21 protein-coding genes and 1 tRNA gene are annotated in these 21,440 nt (G+C 68.1%); 15 read left to right on the forward strand and 7 right to left on the reverse strand.

The window, feature by feature from the left end; all coding sequences use genetic code 11:
• The first annotated feature begins 27 nt into the window (after window positions 1–27).
• On the forward strand, window positions 28–723 hold the full coding sequence (locus tag F793_RS0106435; protein ID WP_026279312.1) for a 4Fe-4S dicluster domain-containing protein: 696 nt from the start codon (window positions 28–30) through the stop codon (window positions 721–723).
• 25 nt (window positions 724–748) lie between these two features.
• Entirely contained in the window at window positions 749–1,798 is a 1,050-nt protein-coding gene (locus tag F793_RS0106440) for a DmsC/YnfH family molybdoenzyme membrane anchor subunit (protein WP_018877199.1), read from the forward strand.
• Between the two features lie 133 nt (window positions 1,799–1,931).
• Here F793_RS0106440 and F793_RS14230 read toward each other — a convergent pair whose 3' ends face one another.
• Both F793_RS14230 and F793_RS0106450 read right to left on the reverse strand, forming a co-directional pair.
• Window positions 1,932–2,066 carry a hypothetical protein gene (locus tag F793_RS14230; protein WP_018867741.1) on the reverse strand — a complete coding sequence of 45 codons (135 nt, stop codon included), beginning with the start codon at window positions 2,064–2,066 and terminating at the stop codon, window positions 1,932–1,934.
• A gap of 627 nt (window positions 2,067–2,693) precedes the next feature.
• Window positions 2,694–2,770: transfer RNA gene (locus F793_RS0106450), tRNA-Arg, on the reverse strand.
• Between the two features lie 184 nt (window positions 2,771–2,954).
• Here F793_RS0106450 and F793_RS0106455 point away from each other — a divergent pair.
• On the forward strand, window positions 2,955–3,830 hold the full coding sequence (locus tag F793_RS0106455) for a c-type cytochrome (RefSeq protein WP_018879332.1): 876 nt from the start codon (window positions 2,955–2,957) through the stop codon (window positions 3,828–3,830).
• An 81-nt stretch (window positions 3,831–3,911) separates the two neighbouring features.
• Here the strand turns inward: F793_RS0106455 and F793_RS0106460 are convergent, their stop codons facing one another.
• The 3 genes from F793_RS0106460 to F793_RS0106470 all read right to left on the reverse strand — a co-directional run bounded on the left by F793_RS0106460 (window position 3,912) and on the right by F793_RS0106470 (window position 6,523).
• Window positions 3,912–5,417 (reverse strand): YifB family Mg chelatase-like AAA ATPase, encoded by a 1,506-nt coding sequence (locus F793_RS0106460; protein ID WP_018881731.1) that lies wholly within the window; start codon window positions 5,415–5,417, stop codon window positions 3,912–3,914.
• A gap of 58 nt (window positions 5,418–5,475) precedes the next feature.
• Complete coding sequence (locus tag F793_RS0106465; protein WP_018867744.1) at window positions 5,476–5,736, reverse strand: accessory factor UbiK family protein; 261 nt, start codon at window positions 5,734–5,736, stop codon at window positions 5,476–5,478.
• 64 nt (window positions 5,737–5,800) lie between these two features.
• A complete protein-coding gene (locus F793_RS0106470; RefSeq protein WP_026280818.1) occupies window positions 5,801–6,523 on the reverse strand; it encodes a pteridine reductase in 723 nt (240 codons plus the stop codon).
• Between the two features lie 148 nt (window positions 6,524–6,671).
• Here F793_RS0106470 and F793_RS0106475 point away from each other — a divergent pair, with 148 nt between their 5' ends.
• Both F793_RS0106475 and tsaD read left to right on the forward strand, forming a co-directional pair.
• Window positions 6,672–7,805 (forward strand): class I SAM-dependent methyltransferase, encoded by a 1,134-nt coding sequence (locus F793_RS0106475; RefSeq protein ID WP_018881729.1) that lies wholly within the window; start codon window positions 6,672–6,674, stop codon window positions 7,803–7,805.
• 76 nt (window positions 7,806–7,881) lie between these two features.
• Window positions 7,882–8,913, forward strand: a complete 1,032-nt coding sequence (tsaD, locus tag F793_RS0106480; protein ID WP_026280265.1) for a tRNA (adenosine(37)-N6)-threonylcarbamoyltransferase complex transferase subunit TsaD — start codon at window positions 7,882–7,884, stop codon at window positions 8,911–8,913.
• 30 nt (window positions 8,914–8,943) lie between these two features.
• Here the strand turns inward: tsaD and plsY are convergent, their stop codons facing one another.
• Entirely contained in the window at window positions 8,944–9,558 is a 615-nt protein-coding gene (gene plsY / locus F793_RS0106485) for a glycerol-3-phosphate 1-O-acyltransferase PlsY (protein ID WP_018875941.1), read from the reverse strand.
• A 47-nt stretch (window positions 9,559–9,605) separates the two neighbouring features.
• Here plsY and F793_RS0106490 point away from each other — a divergent pair, with 47 nt between their 5' ends.
• From F793_RS0106490 to ccoS, 10 genes are all read left to right on the forward strand, one after another.
• On the forward strand, window positions 9,606–10,430 hold the full coding sequence (locus F793_RS0106490) for an alpha/beta fold hydrolase (RefSeq protein WP_026280817.1): 825 nt from the start codon (window positions 9,606–9,608) through the stop codon (window positions 10,428–10,430).
• Complete coding sequence (gene bioC / locus F793_RS0106495) at window positions 10,427–11,299, forward strand: malonyl-ACP O-methyltransferase BioC (RefSeq protein WP_018880896.1); 873 nt, start codon at window positions 10,427–10,429, stop codon at window positions 11,297–11,299. The genes F793_RS0106490 and bioC overlap by 4 nt, the downstream gene beginning before the upstream one ends.
• 205 nt (window positions 11,300–11,504) lie before the next feature.
• Window positions 11,505–12,989, forward strand: a complete 1,485-nt coding sequence (gene ccoN / locus F793_RS0106500) for a cytochrome-c oxidase, cbb3-type subunit I (protein WP_028485053.1) — start codon at window positions 11,505–11,507, stop codon at window positions 12,987–12,989.
• Window positions 12,990–13,008: 19 nt separating this feature from the next.
• Window positions 13,009–13,743, forward strand: a complete 735-nt coding sequence (gene ccoO / locus F793_RS0106505) for a cytochrome-c oxidase, cbb3-type subunit II (RefSeq protein WP_018877206.1) — start codon at window positions 13,009–13,011, stop codon at window positions 13,741–13,743.
• An 18-nt stretch (window positions 13,744–13,761) separates the two neighbouring features.
• Window positions 13,762–13,980: a cbb3-type cytochrome c oxidase subunit 3 gene (locus F793_RS0106510; RefSeq protein ID WP_026279315.1), complete on the forward strand. Its 219-nt coding sequence runs from the start codon at window positions 13,762–13,764 to the stop codon at window positions 13,978–13,980.
• Entirely contained in the window at window positions 13,977–14,906 is a 930-nt protein-coding gene (gene ccoP, locus F793_RS0106515) for a cytochrome-c oxidase, cbb3-type subunit III (RefSeq protein WP_018867754.1), read from the forward strand. The genes F793_RS0106510 and ccoP overlap by 4 nt, the downstream gene beginning before the upstream one ends.
• 179 nt (window positions 14,907–15,085) lie before the next feature.
• Window positions 15,086–16,486 (forward strand): cytochrome c oxidase accessory protein CcoG, encoded by a 1,401-nt coding sequence (ccoG, locus tag F793_RS0106520; protein ID WP_018867755.1) that lies wholly within the window; start codon window positions 15,086–15,088, stop codon window positions 16,484–16,486.
• 114 nt (window positions 16,487–16,600) lie between these two features.
• Window positions 16,601–17,434 carry a FixH family protein gene (locus F793_RS0106525; protein WP_018867756.1) on the forward strand — a complete coding sequence of 278 codons (834 nt, stop codon included), beginning with the start codon at window positions 16,601–16,603 and terminating at the stop codon, window positions 17,432–17,434.
• Window positions 17,435–17,451: 17 nt separating this feature from the next.
• Complete coding sequence (locus F793_RS0106530; RefSeq protein WP_038036954.1) at window positions 17,452–19,992, forward strand: heavy metal translocating P-type ATPase; 2,541 nt, start codon at window positions 17,452–17,454, stop codon at window positions 19,990–19,992.
• A gap of 42 nt (window positions 19,993–20,034) precedes the next feature.
• Window positions 20,035–20,256, forward strand: a complete 222-nt coding sequence (ccoS, locus tag F793_RS0106535) for a cbb3-type cytochrome oxidase assembly protein CcoS (protein ID WP_018867758.1) — start codon at window positions 20,035–20,037, stop codon at window positions 20,254–20,256.
• Between the two features lie 296 nt (window positions 20,257–20,552).
• Here the strand turns inward: ccoS and rpoH are convergent, their stop codons facing one another.
• Window positions 20,553–21,419 carry an RNA polymerase sigma factor RpoH gene (rpoH, locus tag F793_RS0106545; RefSeq protein WP_018867760.1) on the reverse strand — a complete coding sequence of 289 codons (867 nt, stop codon included), beginning with the start codon at window positions 21,417–21,419 and terminating at the stop codon, window positions 20,553–20,555.
• Window positions 21,420–21,440 lie beyond the last annotated feature (21 nt).

The following is a 21,440-nucleotide window of genomic DNA, read 5'->3' on the forward strand; positions in this document are numbered from 1 at the left end:
CCCGAGAGAATTTGAGGAGTACCTGAAATGCGACTTGGACTCGTAATCGACATGGATACCTGCGTGGGCTGTCACGCCTGCGCGGTGGCCTGCAAGCAGTGGAACACCAGCGGTACCACCGGCGCGCTGACCGACTATCGCCCCTATGGCGAGGACCCCAGCGGCGTGTGGTTCAACCGTATTCGCCACTACGAAGTCGGCGATTATCCCAACAACAAGACCGTGAACATCCCGATGTCCTGCATGCACTGCCAGCATGCTGACTGCGTGAACGTCTGCCCGACCGGCGCCTCCTACAAGCGCCCGGAAGACGGCATCGTGCTGGTCGACCAGGACAAGTGCATGGGCTGCAACTACTGCGCCTGGGCCTGCCCCTACGGCGCCCGCGAGCTGGACCGCGAAGACGGCGTGATGAAGAAGTGCACGCTGTGCGTGGACCGCATCTACGACGAGCAGCTGCCGCCGGAAGAGCGCCAGCCCGCCTGCGTGATCACCTGCCCGGCGCACGCCCGGTTCTTCGGTGACTTCGACGATCAGGACTCCGAGGTCAGCCGCCTGGTGCGCGAGCGCGGCGGCGTGAAGCAGATGCCGGAGCTGGGCTACAAGCCGGTCAACACCTATCTGCCCCCGCGTATCACCCGCCCGATCCCCACCGACGATGTGCGCGCCAACAAGCTCGTCACCTCGGTGAAGGACTGGGTCAACAAGATGGTCGCGCGCTAGGCGCGGCCCGAACGGGAGAATTCATATGCATCCGGCATTTTCCGTCATCCTGTTTACCGTCATCTCGGGTGCGGGCTACGGCCTGTTCATCCTGCTGGCGGCCTTCCATCTCGCGGGTATCGGCCCGGCCATGAGCCACGGCGAGCTGCTGGCGCACGGCCTGGTGTCGCTGGGCATGATCACCCTGGGGCTGATGCTCTCCACCGGCCACCTGGCGAACAAGAAGAACGCCTGGCGTTCCTTCATGCGCTTCAAGACCTCCTGGCTGTCGCGCGAGGCCGTGTTCGCGGTGCTGTTCTATCCCTTCGCCGGTATCTACGGCCTGGGTGTGCTGCTGCAGGGTTCGGCCATCGGGCCGCTGCCCGCCATGGCCGGCGCGATCGCGGCCGTGCTGGCCGTGATCACCCTGTTCTCCACCGGCATGATCTACGGCTGCCTGAAGACCATCCGCCAGTGGAACACGGCGCTGACCCCGGCGAATTACATCATGCTGGGCATCGCGACCGGCACCACGCTGTTCGCCGCCATCGCCGCGGTGTTCGGCAATGCCACCACGCTGCATGCGGGCGTGGCCATCGTCGCGCTGCTGGCCGCCGCGTTGCTCAAGGGGATCTACTACTTCTGGATCTCGCGCGTGAACGGTCCGACCATCAACACCGCGACCACCTTCAACCGGGCGACGGTGCGTCTGCTGGATACCGGCCACACCGCCGGTACGTTCCTGACTGACGAGTTCGGTTACGACCCGCGCAAGGACACCATCGACAACATCAAGATGGGCGTCTTCCTGCTCGGCTTCATCGCCCCGGTGCTGGTCTTCGGTTCGATCCTCTCCGGTGCGCCGGCCGGTATCGCCTGGCTGGCGGCGGTCTCGAGCCTGGTCGGGATCGGCATGGAGCGCTGGCTGTTCTTCGCCGAGGCCAAGCACGTCGTGCGCCTGTACCACGGTGCCCAGACCTGCACCGACTCCCTGGCCGAGCCGAGCCGTGTCGGCCCGGAAGTGGCCGCGGATACTCGCCGTGGCGACGCGCCGCGCGCCGAACTGGGCGATACGCCCGGGGGCTCCGGCTCCTGAGTCGGACGCAACCACACGGGTTACCCGGGCGCTCCGGGTAACCCGCATCAAAGGCCAGGGCAGCGGTCATCTGCAGCCCTGGCCTTTTCTGTTTCGAGGGGGCAGCCCCGCCCCGAGCGGGGTCCGTCCTGCCCTACCGGCCCTTGTCGTTCTCGTGCATCCCGTGAATGATGAAGTACCCCACGTACGCGAAGAAGGCCACGATGCCCACCAGCGTCACGATCGTCAGGATTCCGATGGGCGACTGAAACATGATTTCCATCAGCATGATCTTTCCTCCGGTTGGGTCCATGCACCTTCGACGCTAGCCCCCGGAATCGGCCTCCGATTTGATCCAGATCATGCCGGGCGACGATTCGGGATGCACGGGACGTCGCTGTGGCGGGTGTGGGGCGAGCGGAGGCCGGTGGGGCTTCGGTGCGTATCCCGCAAGCAGGCGGGAATCCCAGCGCAGCTGCGCGGGCCTCGGCTCGAACTGGAGGTTCGCAGGGTTGGGTTCCGGGAGTGTTCAGGCGTCGCGCCCGAGAGGGTGAGCCGGGGTTTCGCGAAGCATGGCTTCGCGCCGGCGAGCGCCCCAAGGCTGCCGCCGAGGGGCTGGACTGGCTGCGCCGAAGGTCCTTCGGGCCGGGACAGGCCGTGGCTGTGCTGCGCTCAGCCCGCGTTGCGGGCCTAGGCTCGAACGGAGGCATGGGGCCGGGTTCCGGGGTGTTCGTGCTTCGCGCCCGAGAGGATGGCTTCGCCGCCTTTGGCGGCTCGGTCCTTCGGACCGGTGCAGCCGGTGGCTGCACCGCGATGTCGGCCCGCGTTGCGGGCCTCGATTCGAACGGAGGTTCGAATCGGGCCCTCAGACACCCCATTACTTAGAAAGGGGCCACGAGGGCCCCTTTCTAAGTAATGGCGCGCCCGAGAGGATTCGAACCTCTGACCTCTGCCTCCGGAGGGCAGCGCTCTATCCAGCTGAGCTACGGGCGCAAGGGCTGCAATGATAAGGGCGGGGCCGCGGGTGCGTCCAGCCATATTTGACCGCGCCGCTGGGTTTGTGGTCGCGCCTGGCATGATGCCCTATACTCTGCGCCCGATTTGCGCGTACCGCGCGAGCGCTTTCGAAAGAGCACACCACAAGGCCATGCATGGCCAGGATCTCGGAGGGAGAGAAGTGGGAAATCAACCGATCAAGATGGACACCGGGAACAAGGTGTTGCTGTTTATCTCGTCCCTGGCCCTGCTGGCGACAGTCCTGTTTCTGGTGTCGCAGCTTGCGAGCTGGATTGGGGGCATGATGGGTTCCCAGGCGGAGGCCGTGAGCGAGGAGCGTATTGCCGAGCGCATCGCGCCGATCGGCCGGGTGGTCTCCGGTGAGGTGGATACCGCCGAGGAAGCCGCGGACCTCAGCCCGGGCGACATCTACGCCAACGTCTGCGCCGCCTGCCATGACTCGGGCGCCTCCGGTGCCCCGCTCAAGGATGACACGGACGAGTGGACTAACCGTCTGAACGACAAGGGTCTGGAGACCCTGTTCGAGAACTCGATCAACGGCATCGGCGCGATGCCGGCCCGCGGTGGCGATTCCAGCCTGACCGACGAGCAGATGAATGAAGTCGTGGCCTACATGCTCGATCAGGCAGGCGTTGATCACGGCTACGAGGGCAGTTCCAACGGAAACGGCGACACCGCCGCGGACGACGCCGCCGCTGAAGGCGAGGAGCCGGTGGCCACCACCGACACGGGCGAAGCGGCCGCCGAGGAAGAGGCCGAAGCCGTGGCCGCTATTGCGGTCGACGAGGGTGATGTTGAGCGCGGTCAGTCGCGTTACAACACCTGCGTGGCCTGCCATGGTGCGCAGGGTCAGGGCACCCCGGTCTTCCCGGCGTTGGCCGGCCGGGATGCCGAGTACATCGCTGACAAGCTGGTGCGCTACCGCGCCGGCGAGACCGTCGGTGACCAGACGGCCCTGATGGCGCCGAATGCCGCGAACCTGTCGGATCAGGATATCGCCGATCTGGCCGTCTACGTGGCGACCTTCGAAGACTGATCGTCGCGCCGTTGCCGCGTACAAAGGCCCCGCCCGGTAAACCGTGCGGGGCCTTTTCTTTGCGGGCCGACGCTTCCCCGTTTATTGGGTACGCCAGTGGTCCAGGGCGCGGTAGCTCAGCGCCTCGGTGAGATGTCGGGTGGCAATCGCTTCCGCGCCCTCCAGATCGGCGATGCTGCGCGCCACGCGCAGGATGCGGTGATAGGCCCGTGCCGAGAGACGGAAGCGCTCGGCCGCCTTGTCCAGTAGCTCGCGGTCGGCGGCCGCAAGGGCGGCGTGTTGGTCGAGTCCCGCGCCATGCAGAGTGCTGTTGAGTCCCTCCTGGCGCGCCTGCTGCCGGTTCCGCGCCCGGGTCACGCGCGTCGCGACCGCAGCGGACGTCTCGGTGGGCTCGGTCGCGCCGGCCAGGTCGGCCGGCGGGATCCGGGGCACCTCGATGGCGAGGTCGATCCGGTCCAGCAGGGGGGCGGACAGGCGCTTGCGGTGCCGGGCCCGCTGCTCCGGGGTGCATTCGCAGCGTTCGGCCAGGTCGCAGTCGAAACCCTGCGGGCAGGGGTTCATCGCGCCCACCAGCTGGAAGCGGGCCGGGAACTCGGCCTGGCGCGCGGCACGCGAGATGTGGATTACGCCGGTCTCCAGCGGCTCGCGCAGCACGTCCAGCACCGAGCGGTCGAACTCCGTCAGTTCGTCCAGGAACAGCACGCCCTGGTGCGCCAGCGAGATCTCCCCGGGGCGCGGGGTGCTGCCGCCGCCCACCAGGGCTACGCCCGACGCGGTGTGATGGGGCGAGCGGAACGGCCGCGCCCGCCAGTCACCCCGCAGGTGGGAACTGCCGCGCAGGCTGTGGATGGCGGCCGTCTCCAGCGCCTCGGCCTCGTCCATCGGCGGCAGGATGCCGGGGATGCGCGCCGCCAGCATCGATTTGCCGCTCCCGGGCGGGCCGACCATCAGCAGGTGGTGCCCGCCGGCCGCGGCGATCTCCAGGGCGCGCCGTGCCTGGTGCTGGCCGCGAACGTCCGCGAGATCCGGATGGCTCGGCGAGTTCGGGTCGGGCGGCCGGGCGGGTGCCAGGGCGTCGCGCCCGGCCAGCGCCGCGCATACCGCGGTCAGGTGTGACCCGGTGAGAACTCGCGCGCGGCTCGCCAGTGCCGCCTCGGCGCCGTCCTCCGGGTTGACCACCAGGGCGCGGTCGGCATCCGCGGCGGCGAGTCCGGCCGCCAGTGTGCCGCCCACCGGCCGCAACTGGCCGTCCAGCCCCAGTTCGCCGAGGAATTCGTGTGCCGCCAGGGCTTCGGCCGGGATCTGCTGGCTGGCGGCGAGGATGCCCAGGGCGATGCCGAGGTCGAAGCGGCCACCGTCCTTGGGGAGGTCTGCGGGGGCCAAGTTGACGGTGATGCGCCGCCGCGGGAATTCGAAGCCGCTGGTCTGGATCGCCGCGCGCACGCGATCACGGCTCTCGCGCACCGCGGCCTCCGGCAGGCCGACGATCTGGAAGGCCGGGAGTCCATTGGCCAGATGGGTCTCGATGATCACCAGCGGGGCATGAATGCCGTCGATGGCGCGGGCGTAGGCAATGGTGACGGGCATCCGTGCCCCTCCGTTCGGCCGCCGGGGGTCCGTCCCCGGCGGGTGGTTTCAGTGGTGGCTACTGCCCCGGGGTGTCGTCCGGCCGCCCCTCCAGCGCGGCTACGCGAGCCTCCAGTTCGGCGAGGCGTTCGCGGGTGCGCTCCAGCAGGGCGACCTGAATGTCGAAGTCCTCGCGGGTGACCAGGTCCATGCGCTCGAAGCCGCTTTGCAGCGATGAGCGGACCTGGCGCTGCACGTCTTCCTGCATGTGGCGCACGGACTCCGGGAGGCTTTCGGTGATCCGGCGAGCCAGGTCGTCGAAGCGTTTGGAATCGATCATCGGGTGGTCTCCTGACGCGTGTTCTTGGTTCTGGCCAGTGTAGCGCGGCTGACCCCGGGTACGGCTACTGCGACGCGGAGCGGCCGCCATCCACCGGGATAACCTGGCCGGTAATGTAGGGCGCATCCAGCAGCAGGAACCGCACGGTACGGGCGATATCCTCCGGGCTGCCCTCGCGCTTGAGGGCAGTGCGCTCGATCATGGCCTCGTGGGTGCCGGTATTCTGCGCATCCTCCGGCGCCAGGATCGCGCCGGGCGCAACCCCATTGACCCGCACGCCGGGCCCCAGTTCGCGGGCAAAGGCCTGGGTCAGGGCCCAGAGCCCGGCCTTGGCCGCCGAATACACCGGGTAGCCCTTCAGCGGGCGCAGCGCGTGGATATCCACGATGTTGACGACCGCGCCCTGCGCCCGCTGCAGCGCCGGGTTGCACGCCTGGGTGAGGAAGGTCGGCGCCTTCAGGTTGGAACCGATCAGGTCGTCCCAGGCGGATTCGCGGATCTCGCCAACGGGGGTTGGATAGAACGTCGAGGCGTTGTTGACGAGAAAGTCCAGCCGCCCCCAGGCCGCCTCGGCGTCGCGGGCGAGGCCTTCGATGGCCTGGGGGTCGAGCAGGTCGGCCTGCAGGGTGCGGGCGCTGTCGGGGCGCGCCGTGTCCAGATCGGCGGCCAGCGCGTCGGCCTCGTCACGCGAGCCGCGGTAATGGATCAGCACCCGCAACCCGGCCGCGTGCAGGTGCCGGGCAATGGTGGCGCCGACGCGCCGTGCGGCCCCGGTGATCAGCACCACGCCCGCCGGGTCGGGTGTCCTGCTCAAATTGTCGGTGGGTGCCTGCGCCACGTCCATCCCCGGGTTGGTACCATGCGTCGCCATGTTGCCGCCGAAACCTAGCACAAACACCGCCGACGATCCGGTCGCCCGGGAGATCGCCGCGCGTATGCGCACTCACCTGCAACAGAGTATTGCGGCGGGCCAGGGGTTCCTTCCGTTCGTCGATTACATGCAGGCGGCCCTGTATGCGCCGGGCCTGGGCTATTACGTGAACGGGGCCCACAAGCTGGGCGAGGGCGGGGACTTCGTCACCGCGCCGGAGCTCTCGCCGCTGTTCGGCGAGACCCTGGCGACCTGGCTGGCCCCGGTGCTGCGCGATGACCTCGACGGCGCCGGCACGCTGCTGGAATTCGGTGCCGGCAGTGGCCGTCTGGCGGGGGACGTGATCACCACCCTGCGCGAGCTCGGGGTGGCCTGGGAGCGGTACTGGATCATCGAGGTGAGCCCGGACCTGCGCGCCCGGCAGCAGGCCCACCTGCAGGCCCAGCTGGAGCCGGCGGAATACGCGCGTGTGGCCTGGCTCGATGCCCTCCCCGAGGCCCCCTTGCGTGGGGTGGTGCTGGCCAACGAGGTGCTGGATGCCCTGCCGGTGGAGCTGTTCCGCTGGCGTGAGGGGCGCGTGTGGCAGGTCGGCGTCACTACCGAGGCGGACGGGGCGCTGACCCTGGCCGAACGCGAGGCCCCGTCGGCCCTGGCCGAACCCGTGACGCGGCTGGCGGCCGACTATGGCCCCTGGCCCGAGGGCTACCTGTCCGAGTGGCGGCCGGCGCAGGCGGCGTGGGTGCGCGCGCTCGCCGAGGGGCTGGAGCAGGGGGTGGCCGTGATCGTGGATTACGGCTTTCCGCAGGCGGCCTACTACGCCCCGGAACGGCACCAGGGGACCCTGGTCGGCTACTACCGACAGCAGATGATCCAGGATCCTCTGGCCTATCCGGGGCTGATGGACCTGACCGCCAGTGTCGACTTCACCGCTGTGGCCGAGGCGGCGGATGCCGCGGGCCTCGATGTGCTGGCCTACGCCGGGCAGGGCGAATTCCTCCTGGGGGCGGGGCTGCCGCAGCGTTTCGAGGCCCGCGTCGGTAGCGGCGAGGATGCCCGCCTGACCATGCAGGCGGCGCAGGCCGTGCGCATGCTGACCCTGCCGGGCGAGATGGGCGAGCGCTTCCAGGTCATCGCTCTCGGTCGCGGCTGCGCGCATCTGCCGCTGGAGGGTATCCCGGATCGCCGGGGGCGCCTGTGAACCCCGGTCCTGGCGCAATGGCGCGGTCGTTCCGGGGATGCTTGGTGCCATCGACGAAACCCGGCATGCTGGCGCCATGAAGGTACTGGGTATCGAAACCTCCTGTGACGAGACGGGCGTGGCGCTGATCGACAGCGACCGTGGCCTGCTCGCGCACCGGCTGTACAGCCAGACGGATCTGCACGCAATCTACGGCGGCGTGGTGCCGGAACTGGCCTCGCGCGACCACATCCGGCGGCTCCTGCCGCTGGTGCGCGCGGTGCTGGAGGAGGCGGGCGTGGACGGGCCGGACCTGGATGCGGTGGCCTACACCGGCGGGCCGGGACTGCTGGGGGCGCTGCTGACCGGTGCCTCGGTGGCCCGCTCCCTGGCCTGGGGCTGGGGTATCCCGGCGCTGGCGGTGCATCACCTGGAGGGCCACCTGCTGGCGCCGTTTCTGGAGGATACCGGGCTCGACTTCCCGTTCCTGGTGCTGCAGGTCTCCGGGGGGCATACCCAGCTGATCCATGCCCGGGCCCTGGGCGACTACGACCTGATCGGCGAGAGCATCGACGATGCCGCCGGCGAGGCCTTCGACAAGACCGCCAAGCTGCTGGGGCTGGGGTATCCGGGTGGCCCGGCGCTGGCGCGCCTGGCGGAACAGGGCGAGCCGGATGCCCTGCGGCTGCCGCGCCCCATGCTGGATCGCCCGGGGCTGGACATGAGCTTCTCCGGCCTGAAGACCGCCGTCCTGACCGCGCTGAAGAAGCAAAGTTACCGCCCGGAGGATGTCGCCCGCGCCTTCGAGGAGGCCGTGACCGACACTCTGGTCGAAAAGACCCGGCGCGGTCTGGAGCAGACCGGGGCCCCGGCGCTGGTGGTGGCCGGTGGCGTGGCCGCCAACACCACGCTGCGCGCGGGGCTGCAGGCCATGGCGCAACGCCAGGGGGTGCCGGTGTATTTTCCGCGCCCGGAGTTCTGCACCGACAACGGGGCGATGATCGCGCTGGCCGGGCTGCGGCGGCTGCAGGCCGGTGGCGTAGGGGATGCCGGGGCCCCGGTTGTCGCCGCGCGGGCCCGCTGGCCCCTGGCCGAACTGGAGGCGCCGGTTCCGGCTGGACCGGGCTGAAGCCCTGCCCGGCCCGTGCTCGGTGGGCCGTCAGTCTCCGGGGGCCGGGGCCTTGTTCTTCTGGCCGATCCGAGATTCCTCACCGCGCATCAGACGGCGGATATTGCTGTCGTGGCGGATGAACAGGATTACGCTCATCAGCGCGACCGCGGCGCTGATCCAGTGATCCATGCCCAGCAGGATCGTGTACACCGGCGCCATGCCGGCCGCGACCAGGGCCGCCAGCGACGAATATCGCCAGATCGCGGCGACCACGAGCCAGGTGAGCAGCACCAGTCCGCCGGCCGCCGGGCTGATCGCGAGGATCACGCCAAGTGCGGTGGCCACACCCTTGCCGCCCTGAAGGCGGTAGTACACGGGGAACACGTGACCGAGGAAGGCGGCCAGGCCGATCAGGCCGATCGCCCAGCCGGGGAAGAGCTCCAGCTGGAGCGCGACGAACACCGGCAGCCAGCCCTTGCCGACATCCCCGATGAGCGTGATGATGGCCGCCTTCTTGCCGCCCGAGCGCAGGACATTCGTGGCGCCGGGGTTCTTCGACCCGGTGGTGCGCGGGTCCGGCAGACGCAGCAGCTTGCTGACCAGAATGGCCGTGGAAAGCGATCCCAGCAGATACGCGATGATGATGCCGATTGTAATAGCCATGAGCGGTGAGCCTGTCTGCGCGGATGGGCAAGAGATTGCGAGCGCACATGATACGCAAGCCGGTGGCCGGCGTTCAGCGCGCTGAGATGGGGGGTGTGACCCGTCCGGTCCATGACCCGACGCTGGTGCTGTTGCACGGCTGGGGCTTTTCCGGCGCGGTCTGGGCGCCCCTGCGGGCCAAGCTGCCGGCCGGCACGCGGGTACTGGCGCCGGATCTGCCCGGTCATGGGGCCGCGGGCGACGGCTGGCGGCTGGCGGATGCGGAGGGCGCCGCCGCGGCCCTGATCGCCGCGCTGCCGGCTGACGTCGAGTGCCCGGTCTGGGCTGGCTGGTCCCTGGGCGGCCTGGTGGCGCTCGCGGCGGCGCGCCAGTGGACGGGCCCGCAGGGGCTTGTACTGATTGGGGCAACGCCACGCTTCATCCGTAATGATGACTGGCCGGCCGCCCTGCCGCTGGACGAGCTGGAGGACTTCCGCGCCGCCCTCGGAGGCGACCGCCGCCGACTCAATCGGCGTCTGGCGATGCTCTGTGCTCGTGGCAGTCCCGATGCGGCCTCGCTCGCGCGCGCACTGGCGGATCGGATGCGGGAGGCCCCCGCCTCTCCGGATGGACTGGCGGCGGGTCTGGATCTGCTGCAGGGTGCCGACCTGCGTACCGCCTGGGCCGGGGTGCAGGCGCCGGTGGCGTGCTGGCTGGAGCCGGAGGACGCGCTGGTGCCGGCCGCGGTGGAGGCGGGACTGACGAGCTTGCGCCCCGATGGCCGGACCGGTCGCGGGGCGGGCGGTCATGCGGACTGGTGGGCGCGGCCGCAGCGGCTGGCCGGATTTGTTTCCGAGTTTCTGGATCACTGCAGTGCAGGGGAGTCCGCATGACCCGACCCGACAGCTTCGATCTCGACAAGGCGCGGGTGCGCGAGGCCTTTGCACGGGCCGCTGCCACCTACGAGGAGCATGCGGTCCTGCAGCGCGAGGTGCAGGAGCGGATGCTGGAGCGTCTGGACTGGATCCGGATGGAGCCGGAACGCATCGTCGATCTGGGTTGCGGCATCGGCGAGGCCCTGGATCACCTGAGCCGCCGCTACCGCGGGGCGCGCCTGGCCGGCGTGGACTTCGCCCCGGAGATGGTTGCGCGGGCGCGGCGGCGCGGGCGCTGGCTGCGGCGGCCGCAGGTGGTCTGCGGTGACCTTGAGGCCCTGCCGCTGGCCGAGCGGTCCTTTGATCTGGCGGTTTCCAGCTCGGCCCTGCAGTGGTGCAGCGACCTCGACCAGGCCTTCGCCGAGGTGCGGCGTATCCTGCGCCCGGGCGGGCTGTGGCTGTTTACCACCTTTGGCCCGGACACTTTGCGCGAGTTGCGCGCCGCCTTCGCGGCTGTGGATGGCGGCGCCGGGGCACATGTCAACGCCTTCATGGACATGCACGACATCGGCGATGCCCTGGTGCGATCCGGCTTTGCCGATCCGGTGATGGACCAGGAGGCCCTGACCCTGACCTACCCGGATCTGACCGGCCTGATCCGCGACCTGCGCGGGGTCGGGGTGCGCAACGCCCTGGCGGGGCGTTCGTCGGGTCTGTTCGGCCCACGGCGTCTGGTGGCCGTCGCCGAGGCCTATGCCCGCGACTTCGGCGTCGAGGGTCGCCTGCCCGCGACCTGGGAGGTGGTCTACGGTCATGCCTGGGTGCCGGATGCGCCGCCCCCGTCGCGGCCAGACGGGCGCGTGATCCCGGTTCAGCCGGTTCGTTGATCTGGATCAACGAAAATGCCGCCCGCGTCCCTCGCGGGCGATCCACCGGAAGATGTATTCTCTTGGACAGGAAAAGTTCCGCCCGTCCCGCTCAATATCCGAGTGACACAGGCGGTATTGGTTTTTTGTGGGCCCGGAATGGGGTAGAGTTCACGCCCCCGAACCATCGGGACATCCGTGTTCCCCGCAGCAAGGTGGAAAAGTCATGTCACAAGCAGCCACTACGGCGGGTGCCGCACCCGCAGCGTCAGTCGCGACTTCCGAGCAGTACAACTACGCGATTATCAAGCGGTTTGCCATTGCCGCCGTCCTCTGGGGCGTGTTCGGGATGGCCGCCGGTGTCTGGATCGCCTCGCAGCTGGCGTTCCCGTTCCTGAACTTCGATATCGCGCAGATCACCTTCGGGCGCTTCCGTCCGGTCCACACCACGGCCGTGATCTTCGGTTTCGGGGGTAACGCGCTGTTCGCCACGTCCTACTACGTGGTGCAGCGGACCTGTCAGACCCGGCTGTGGAGTGACTCCATGGCGAGCTTCACCTTCTACGGGTGGAACCTGGCGCTGGTCCTCGGCGTGATCACCTACATGATGGGGATCACCCAGGGCCGCGAATACGCCGAGTTCAACTGGCAGATCGACATCATCATCCTGGTGGTCTGGGTCGCCTACTTCATGATCTACCTGATGACCCTGCTGCGTCGGAACCAGCCGCATATCTACGTGGCGAACTGGTTCTTCATGGCCTTTATCCTGGCCACCGCGTTGCTGCACATCTTCAACAACATCCAGGTCCCGGTCGGCCTGTTCCACCCGCATTCCTACTCCATCTTCTCCGGGGTGCAGGATGCGATGACCCAATGGTGGTACGGCCATAACGCGGTGGGCTTCTTCCTGACGGCCGCGTTCCTCGGGATGATGTACTACTTCGTGCCGAAGCAGGCCGGTCGCCCGATCTACTCGTACAAGCTGTCCATCATCCATTTCTGGGCGCTGGTCTTCCTGTACATGTGGGTGGGTGCGCACCACCTGCACTGGACCGCGCTGCCGGACTGGGTCTCCACCCTGGCGGCGACCTTCTCTATCCTGCTGCTGCTGCCCTCCTGGGGCGGCATGATCAACGGCATCATGACCCTGTCGGGCGCCTGGGATAAGCTGCGCACCGACCCGATCATGCTGTTCCTGATCACCGCGCTGGCGTTCTACGGCATGTCGACCTTCGAGGGTCCGATGATGTCCCTGAAGAGCGTGAACGCGCTGTCGCACTACACCGACTGGACCGTGGGCCACGTGCACTCCGGCGCCCTCGGCTGGGTGGCGATGATCTCCTTCGGCTCGCTGTATCACCTGATCCCGCGGCTGTGGAACGTCAACCTGTACAGCCTGAAGCTGGTGTATGTGCACTTCTTCCTGGCGACCATCGGGATCGTGCTGTACATCACCGCGATGTGGGTGGCCGGTATCGGTCAGGGCCTGATGCTGCGCGCCTTTGACCAGTACGGGAACCTGGCCTACACCTTCACCGAGTCGGTGGTGTTCCTGCACAAGCCGTACGTGGTGCGTGCCATTGGTGGCGGGTTCTTCCTGGCCGGCATGCTGATCATGGCGTTCAACATCGCGATGACCGTTCGCTCGGGCATCAAGGCCGAGGCCCGCGAGGCCCAGGCCGCGTCCGCCGAAGCCCGCACGGCCTGATTAGGGAGAGACTAGATCCATGAAGCATGAAAGCGTTGAAACCAATGCCGGCCTGCTGATCATCCTCACCCTGGCGGTGATCAGCGTCGGCGGCCTGGTCGAGATCGTGCCGCTGTTCTACATCGACGACACGATCGAGGAAGTGGACGGCGTGCGTCCGTATACGCCTCTGGAACAGCGCGGGCGTGACATCTACGTCCGCGAGGGCTGCTACACCTGCCACTCGCAGATGGTGCGTCCGTTCCGTGACGAGATGCTGCGCTACGGTCACTACTCGCTGGCGGCCGAATCGCAGTACGACCATCCGTTCCAGTGGGGCTCGAAGCGCACCGGTCCGGACCTGGCGCGCGTGGGGGGCAAGTACTCCAACGAGTGGCAGGTCCAGCATCTGATCGACCCGCAGTCGCTGGTGCCGGAGTCGATCATGCCGGGCTACCCCTGGCTGGCGACCACGCCGCTCGATTACTCCGATATCGATCGTCGCATGATCGCGCTGAAGCGCGTGGGCGTGCCGTACTCGCTCACCGACGAGGAATACCAGGCCAACGTCGAGAAGTTCGGGGAGCAACACGCCCGGATGTTCGACATCCGCGACGCCGAGGACAATCTGGTGGCGCAGGCGCAGGCCGAGAACTTCGACGGCAACCCCGGGACGATCACCGAGATGGATGCCCTCGTGGCCTATCTCCAGGTCCTCGGGACCATGGTCGACTTCAGCGAATACGACGACGGGCACTTTGCCGAATTCCGGTAAGGGAGGACGGGCGCCACGATGACGGGACTTTGGGAATGGATCACGGATATGGGCAACAGCAAGATCGTTGCCCTCATCCTCTTCATGAGCACCTTTATCGGGGTCGTGATCTTCCTGTTTTCCAATCGTCGGCGTGCCCGGAAGTTCGAGACGTATCGCTACATTCCTCTGGACGACGATGATTCACATCGGGAGCCCGTGGCCCGGCGTGACAAAACCAAGAGTGACGAGCAATGAGCACACAGGACAACCGTGATAAGGACCCGAACCAGGTCGAGACCACTGGGCACGTCTGGGACGGCAACCTTCAGGAATACAACAATCCGCTCCCGCGTTGGTGGCTGTGGGGCTTCTACGCCACGATCGTGTTCGCGCTGGTGTACTGGCTGATCTACCCGGCCTGGCCGATTGGCGACAGCTTCACCAAGGGCTTCAACACCATCACCTTCGAGCAGGGCGGCGAAGAGCGCACCATGCACTGGAACACCCGTGCGTTGCTCGCGAAGGACATGCAGACCGGCACCTACGCGGTGCGCCAGCGCGAGATGCTGGAACAGGTGGCCGCCCAGGATTACGAAACGATCCTGCAGGACGCTGAAAGCATGAGCTTCGTCAACGCGTACGCCCAGGGCTCCTTCGGTACCTGGTGTGCGGCGTGTCACCAGGTCGGTGGCGCGGGCGTGGTCGGGCAGTACCCGAACCTGCGCAATGACCACTGGAAGTGGGGCGGAACGGTCGAACAGATCGAGGAAACCCTGCACCAGGGCCGCCTGGGCTACATGCCCGGGTACCGCGACACCCTGAGCAGCGACCAGCTGAATCAGGTCGCCGCCTACGTGCTGTCGCTGAACGACTACAGCGTGGATCAGGACGACGCCGATGCCGGCGCCCGGATCTTTACCGGGACCGACGGTGGCTGCTTCCAGTGCCACGGCATGGACGCCCAGGGGCTGACCTCGCAGGGCGCGCCCAACCTGACCAACGATCTGTGGGGTCTGGTCGACGTGCGCGGCGCGGAAAGCGATAGCGAGCGTCAGCGCCTGGTCGCCAATTTCATTCGCGATGGTATCCAGCGTGAGATGCCGGCATTCGGTGATCGACTGTCGGATGCGGAGATCAAGATGCTGACTGCCTACGTGCATTCCCTGGGCGGGGGGCAATAGGCCGGCTCCGTCGACCTGGCGAGCCCCGGGGGTGCGGAGGCCTGCCAGGATGCACGCGTTGACAGGGGTGCCCGCCGGGTGGATTGACGCCCGAGGGTGCCCCTTTTTGTTTTGAACTGTTGCCGCGGCCCGCGTATTGCCGCCGGGCCGCACTGCCGGATACGCTCCGGGAGGATCCGATGTCCCAGTCCCAGCCGCTGTACGAGGCGCGAATCCCGATCCACCCGCGGTCGGTCAAGGGGCGGTTTCGCAACCTGAAGACCGGAATTCTCCTCCTGGCCTACGGGGTATTCTTCGGTCTGCCGTGGATCCGCTGGGAACGTGAATACGGGCCGGATCAGGCAGTGCTGTTCGACATCCCCGGGCGCCAGTTCCATATCTTCGACCTGGTTGTCTATCCGCAGGATATCTTCTGGCTGGCAGGCTTTCTGGTCCTCGCCGCATTGCTGCTGTTTTTTGTGACCGGTGTGGCCGGGCGCGTGTTCTGCGGCTACTTCTGCTTCCAGACCCTGTGGACCGATGTCTTCATGTGGCTGGAGCGCAAAATTCAGGGGGAGCGGCCCGCGCGCCTCCGGCTCGCCAAACAGCCCTGGAACGCCGAAAAGCTGGCGAAATATGGTCTCACCCATGCGTCCTGGCTGCTGGTGGCTTTCGCCACCGGGCTCGGGTTCGTCCTGTACTGGGGCGATGCGCCTTCCATCGTGGCCGACTTCTTCACCGGCCAGGCGGTCTACGCCGCCTATGTGACCGCGGGGATCCTGACCGCCACCACCTACACGTTTGCCGGGCTGGCCCGCGAGCAGGTCTGCACGTTCATGTGCCCCTACGCGCGTTTCCAGAGCGTGATGTTCGACCGCGACACCATGATCGTGTCGTACGACGAATCACGCGGCGAGGGCACCGCCGGCCGCGCCAAGGTCCAGGCCGGTCTGAAGACCCGCGAGCAGCGCCAGGCCGCCGGCGTCGGGGACTGCATTGACTGCGGCTACTGCGTGCAGGTGTGCCCGACCGGCATTGATATCCGCGATGGGCTGCAGTACCAGTGCATTCACTGTGCGCTGTGCATCGATGCCTGCGACACGATCATGGACAAGCAGGGCTGGCCACGCGGGCTGATCGCCTATACCTCGGAGCGCGAGCAGGAGGGCGGCAAGACTCGGTTCCTGAGGGGCAAGACGCTGGGTTATGGGGCGGCCGTGCTGGTCGTTATCGTTGCACTGGTTGCCAGCATCGTGGGTCGCCCGCCCGTGGACGCCAACGTGAACCAGGTGCGCCAGCCGCTGTATGTGCAGATGTCCGACGGGCGCATCCAGAACGGCTACGAGATTCGCCTGAACAATACCGCGGACCGGGAGCTGGACTTCCAGATCGGACTCGCCGGGCTCGACGGCGCGGAGCTCGACCTCGGGCAGGTGGAGCGGATCCGCCTGGAGCCCGGGGAGCGACTCACCGTGGTCGCGCGCGTGCGCCACGACGTGCCCGAGGGCGCCCCCTCGCCGCAGCCGTTCCGTTTTGTGATTACGGATCGCGAGGGTCATATTGAACCGCTCGAAGTGACGTCCCAGTTCAGTCATCGCTAACGGTGTTCCGTTGCGCACTGCGCCCGGGCGAGAAACAGTAATCGTGCTGCCGGAAATCGCGCGGCACCCCGCGAGCCCCTAGCTTGCGATCACGCAGGAAACGAAGAAGACATCATGAGCAATCTCGTCATTACCCTCGGCGTCGGTACCGCGGCCCTGGCCATCCTGTTCGCGCTGATCTACCGCTTCACGCGGCTCAAGGCCTACAGCACATCGGCGGTGGTCGTCGCCCTCATGCTGTTTGTGTTCATTCCCTACTCGATCCTGACCTGGCAGGGCGCGGATGTCTTCGCCATCCATCTCGCGCTGTACATCATCGTGCCCTACGGGCTGGGGATCGTCTTCACGCAGAAAGAGGCGGAGGCCGAGAGTGGCGGCAAGGCCAAGATTGGCCGGCTGCACTGGGCTCCGCTGGTTCTCGTGGGGTTTTTCACGATCGTCGCGTCCGTCCAGGCCGTCCTGATCACGCTGGCCCATAACGGGATGCCGCAGCAGTTTATCGGTTCCATCCTGCCGGAGCCCGAGAACCGGGCGGAGCAGGTAACCTCGGCATTCCCGGGCACCGTGGCCGGCATGGAGAGCCGCAAGCAGGCGCTCGCCGTCCATCGCGTCTCGGAGCTCCAGGCCCAGCGCGAGAAGGGCTGGCAGGTTCGTCAGGGCTGGGTCGAGCGCCCCACCGAGGGCGAGGCCGCCACGCTCCAGGTAGAGGTCCGGGATGCCGATGGCGTCCCGATCAACGACGCCAGCATCCGCGGCATCTTCATGTGGCTCGCCGACGAGCGCCGCGACCAGGGCTTCGAGATGCAGCACATGGGCGAAGGCCTGTACCAGGTCGAGGTCGCACTGCCGGCCCCGGGGCGCTGGGATCTGCGCTTCCAGGTCCAGCGCGATGACCAGCTCCTGGAACAGCAGGCCCGGACCCGCGTGCGCAGCGCCCAGTCCGGCTGACCCCCCGCGCTCCCGCCGTGGCGCTCGCGTCCGACTCGCAGGCCCCGGCAGCGTCCGCGGCCCCGACCCGGTGTTTCCACTGCGGGCTCGCTGTGCCCGCGGGCGCGTACTATCCCGTCACCTTCGAGGGGCGGGAAGAGCCTACCTGCTGCCCCGGCTGCCAGGCCGTGGCCGGGGCGATTATCGAGCGCGGCCTGGGGGCCTATTACCATCACCGCGATGCCCCGCCGGCGGAAAGCGGCAGTCCCCTGATCCCGGACGAGCTGCGCGAGCTGGAACTGTTCGATCATCCCGGCGTGCAGCAGCAGTTCGTCACGCCGGCGGGTGCGGCCGGCGAGCGCCGCGAAGCGGCCCTGATGCTGGAAGGCATCACCTGCGCGGCCTGTGTCTGGCTCAACGAGCACCATGTCCAGACCCTCCCGGGTGTGGAGAGCTTTCGCGTCAACTATTCCACCCATCGCGCCCAGGTCGTCTGGGACCCCGAACGGATCGCCCTGTCGGATATCCTCAAGGCGATCCGCGACATCGGCTATCACGCCCACCCCTACGACCCCGGCACCCGCGAGCAGGCCATCGCCCGCGAACGCGGGCTGGCCCTCCGCCGGATCGCCGTGGCCGCTCTTGGCATGATGCAGGTGATGATGCTGGCCGTGGCCCTCTGGCTGGGCGCCGAGGACACCGAGCACGAGGACCTGCTGCAGTTCATGCGCTGGGTCGCCGCCGCGCTCACCACACCGGTGGTCCTCTACTCCGCGATCCCGTTCTACCAGAGCGCCTGGCGCGACCTGCGCCATCGCCAGCTCGGCATGGACGTACCGGTGAGCCTGGCGATCATCGTCACCTACCTCGCCAGCCTCTACGCGGTGATCCTCGGCACCGGTGAACACGTCTACTTCGAATCCGTGGTCATGTTTGTGTTCTTCCTGCTGACCAGTCGCTACCTGGAGCTGATCGCGCGCCAGCGCGCCAGCCATGCCATCGACCGCCTCGATCGACTGGTGCCGGCGATTGCCAACCGCGAGGGCCCCGACGGGCAGATCGAGGCGGTCCCGGTCGGCGAACTGGCCCCCGGCGACCGGGTGCGGGTCCGCCCCGGCGAGACCATCCCGACCGACGGTGTCGTGCGCGCGGGCGAATCCACGGTCAACCGCGCCCTGCTGACCGGCGAGCCGGAGCCCCACCCGGCGCGCCCCGGCGATGCCGTGACCGGGGGCACCGTCAACGTCGACGGCCCTCTGTCCGTCGAGGTCCAGCGCGTCGGCGCGGAGACCACCCTGGCCGCGATCCAGCGCCTGCTCGACCGCGCGCAGACCGAGAAGCCCCGTATGGCGCGCATCGCCGAGGCCGGAACCGGCTGGTTCGTGGGCGCGGTGCTGGTACTTACGGCGCTGGCTGGCCTGGTCTGGTACGCCTGGATCGACCCGGCCCGCGCCCTCTGGGTGATGGTCGCGATGCTGGTCGCGACCTGTCCCTGCGCCCTGGCGCTGGCGACCCCGGTCGCGCTGACGGCCACCACCGGCGCACTCTCGCGCATGGGTCTGCTGGTGACCCGCGGCAGTGCCCTGGAGGCCTTGCCGCGGGTCGACATGGTCTGCCTCGACAAGACCGGTACCCTGACCGCCGGCATGCCGCGCCTGGTCGCCCGCGAGGACCTGCAGCCCGCCCCCGAGGGCGACGACTGGCTGGCGTGGGCGGCGGCGCTGGAGTCCCATTCCGAACACCCCCTGGCCCGGGCCCTGGCCGGGTCGGCGGGGGCCTCCCGCATCCACGCCACCGGGGTCCGGAACCTGCCGGGCCGGGGCCTCGAGGGCCGCATCGAGGGGCGCCGGGTGTCGATTGGCGGAGCCTCCATGCTGCCCTCCGGCGTCGACGCACCGAGTCCGGCCGCACCCGCGGACTATCCGCTGGCCACGCCGGTCTGGCTGGTCGTCGATGATCAGCCCGTCGCGCTGTTCTGGCTGGCCGACACCCCGCGTCCGGAGGTGCGGGATGTGCTCGGTGACCTGCGGGCGCGCGGCCTGCGGGTGGTCCTGCTGACCGGAGACCGCCCCGAGGCCGCCAAGGCGTTTGCCGCGCAGATGGACATCGCCGAGGCCGAGGGGGGGCTGACGCCGGAGGACAAGCTCGCGTACGTGCGGGCGCGCCAGGCCGAGGGCCGGGTGGTGCTGATGGCCGGCGAGGGCATCAACGATGCCCCGGTGCTGGCCGGCGCCGACGTGTCGATGGCGATGGGCGGCGGCACCCAGCTGGCCCAGACCCAGGCCGACCTGGTCCTGCTGTCGGATCGCCTGGACCACTTGCCGCAGGCCCTGGATCAGGCGCGCCACACCCGGCGCGTGATCCGTCAGAACATTGCCTGGGCAATCGGCTACAACGTGGTGGCGCTGCCAGTGGCGGCCGCCGGCCTGCTGACCCCCTGGCTGGCGGCACTGGGCATGTCCCTCAGTTCGCTGCTGGTGGTGGGCAACGCGCTGCGGCTGCGACCGGCGCGGGAGACCGCGGAGCGCAGCCCCATTCGCCCTGCCGAGCCCGTGGCGCCGCCGCGGCCGCCGGTGTAGGTACTGGTTTAAGCGGCTGGTCTGGCTGGGTACACTGGGGCCATGACCATCCTGTACCTCCTGATTCCGCTGGCGATGCTGTTTGCCCTGGTCGTGGGGTTGGTGCTCTTCTGGGCGATCCGTTCCGGCCAGTACGACGATCTCCAGGGCCCGGCGCACCGCATCCTGATGGATGACGACGACCCGCGGATCCCCACCCGTTCGGGAGACGACCCGCCCGGGCGGGACCGCGAGGGCCGTCCGGGCCAAAAGTCCGAGCGCTGACGTCGGTCGAACTTGCGCCGCGTCGCGGTGCCGCTTACCCTTCGCCTATTCTGGTTGGAAAATTCCGAGGATTGCGAGATGCGCGACTGGTTTACCTTTGAGAACTTCCCGCTGACCTTTACGGCAGCCCTGATCATCTGGTCCTGGATCAGCTTCTTCTCGGTGATCCTGTTCGGCTGATCCGGCGCGGAACGGGCCGGCGGGGCCATGTCGCCCGTTCGGCAACCAAAAAGGCCCCGGCTTGTGCCGGGGCCTTTCTGCGTTCGGGGCCGGGATCGCCGGGCCGCAGGCCCGGGTCAGTCGTCGAAGGCGGCGCGGATGCGCTTGATTGCGTTGTTCTCGATCTGGCGGATGCGCTCCGCCGAGACGGCATATTCCGCAGCCAGTTCGTGCAGCGTCGCCTTCTGGTCCGCCATGTAGCGGCGCATCAGGATGTCGCGGGCGCGCTCGTCGAGTTCGCCCAGGGTCTGGCTCAGTCGCTCCTGGTAGTGACGGTCCCAGTCTTCGTCTTCGGTGACGTGCGCCGGGTCGTCGCTCAGGTCCTCCAGGCTCAGGCGTTCGGACGGGGCCTGGTAGCCTTGTTCGTCGTCCGCCTCGGGGCCCGGGTCGAAGCTCGCGTCCTGGCTCGACAGGCGGCGCTCCATCTCCCAGACGTCCTTCTCCGACACGCCCAGATCCTGCGCGACGGCGGAGACCTCGGCGTTCGACAGCCAGCCGAGGCGCTGCTTGGCGCTGCGCAGGTTGAAGAACAGCTTGCGCTGCGCCTTGGTCGTCGCCACCTTCACGATGCGCCAGTTGCGCAGGATGAACTCGTGGATCTCGGCGCGGATCCAGTGCACGGCAAAGGACACCAGGCGCACGCCCTGGTTGGGGTCGAAGCGGCGCACGGCCTTCATCAGGCCCACGTTGCCTTCCTGGATCAGGTCACCCAGCGGCAGGCCGTAGCCCTGGTAGCCGCGCGCGACGTGGATCACGAAGCGCAGGTTGTGCAGGATCAGCTGGCGCGCGGCATCCAGATCCTGGCGCTCGTGCAGCGCCACGGCCAGTTCGCGTTCCTGTTCGGCGTCCAGCACCTCGATGCGGCCGACGGCCTGCATGTAGTGATCGAGGTCGCCCACCGGTACGGGCATGTCGACGCGCGGGGTGGTCAGGGCCTGGGTCATGCGTGGTGATTCCTCCCGATT

The sequence above is a fragment of the Thioalkalivibrio sp. ALE22 genome (assembly GCF_000381445.1).
GTDB lineage: Bacteria > Pseudomonadota > Gammaproteobacteria > Ectothiorhodospirales > Ectothiorhodospiraceae > Thioalkalivibrio.

Bases quoted from the DNA above. Each gene is read 5' to 3' on its own strand.
- ccoS (WP_018867758.1), top strand. From the start codon at position 20,035: ATGACCATCCTGTACCTCCTGATTCCGCTGGCGATGCTGTTTGCCCTG.
- F793_RS0106525 (WP_018867756.1), top strand. From the start codon at position 16,601: ATGAGCAATCTCGTCATTACCCTCGGCGTCGGTACCGCGGCCCTGGCC.
- rpoH (WP_018867760.1), bottom strand. From the start codon at position 21,419: ATGACCCAGGCCCTGACCACCCCGCGCGTCGACATGCCCGTACCGGTG.
- F793_RS0106510 (WP_026279315.1), top strand. From the start codon at position 13,762: ATGACGGGACTTTGGGAATGGATCACGGATATGGGCAACAGCAAGATC.
- bioC (WP_018880896.1), top strand. From the start codon at position 10,427: ATGACCCGACCCGACAGCTTCGATCTCGACAAGGCGCGGGTGCGCGAG.
- ccoG (WP_018867755.1), top strand. From the start codon at position 15,086: ATGTCCCAGTCCCAGCCGCTGTACGAGGCGCGAATCCCGATCCACCCG.
- plsY (WP_018875941.1), bottom strand. From the start codon at position 9,558: ATGGCTATTACAATCGGCATCATCATCGCGTATCTGCTGGGATCGCTT.
- F793_RS0106440 (WP_018877199.1), top strand. From the start codon at position 749: ATGCATCCGGCATTTTCCGTCATCCTGTTTACCGTCATCTCGGGTGCG.
- F793_RS0106465 (WP_018867744.1), bottom strand. From the start codon at position 5,736: ATGATCGATTCCAAACGCTTCGACGACCTGGCTCGCCGGATCACCGAA.
- F793_RS0106475 (WP_018881729.1), top strand. From the start codon at position 6,672: ATGCGCACTCACCTGCAACAGAGTATTGCGGCGGGCCAGGGGTTCCTT.
- F793_RS0106460 (WP_018881731.1), bottom strand. From the start codon at position 5,417: ATGCCCGTCACCATTGCCTACGCCCGCGCCATCGACGGCATTCATGCC.
- F793_RS0106435 (WP_026279312.1), top strand. From the start codon at position 28: ATGCGACTTGGACTCGTAATCGACATGGATACCTGCGTGGGCTGTCAC.
- F793_RS14230 (WP_018867741.1), bottom strand. From the start codon at position 2,066: ATGCTGATGGAAATCATGTTTCAGTCGCCCATCGGAATCCTGACGATC.
- tsaD (WP_026280265.1), top strand. From the start codon at position 7,882: ATGAAGGTACTGGGTATCGAAACCTCCTGTGACGAGACGGGCGTGGCG.
- ccoO (WP_018877206.1), top strand. From the start codon at position 13,009: ATGAAGCATGAAAGCGTTGAAACCAATGCCGGCCTGCTGATCATCCTC.
- ccoN (WP_028485053.1), top strand. From the start codon at position 11,505: ATGTCACAAGCAGCCACTACGGCGGGTGCCGCACCCGCAGCGTCAGTC.
- ccoP (WP_018867754.1), top strand. From the start codon at position 13,977: ATGAGCACACAGGACAACCGTGATAAGGACCCGAACCAGGTCGAGACC.
- F793_RS0106490 (WP_026280817.1), top strand. From the start codon at position 9,606: ATGATACGCAAGCCGGTGGCCGGCGTTCAGCGCGCTGAGATGGGGGGT.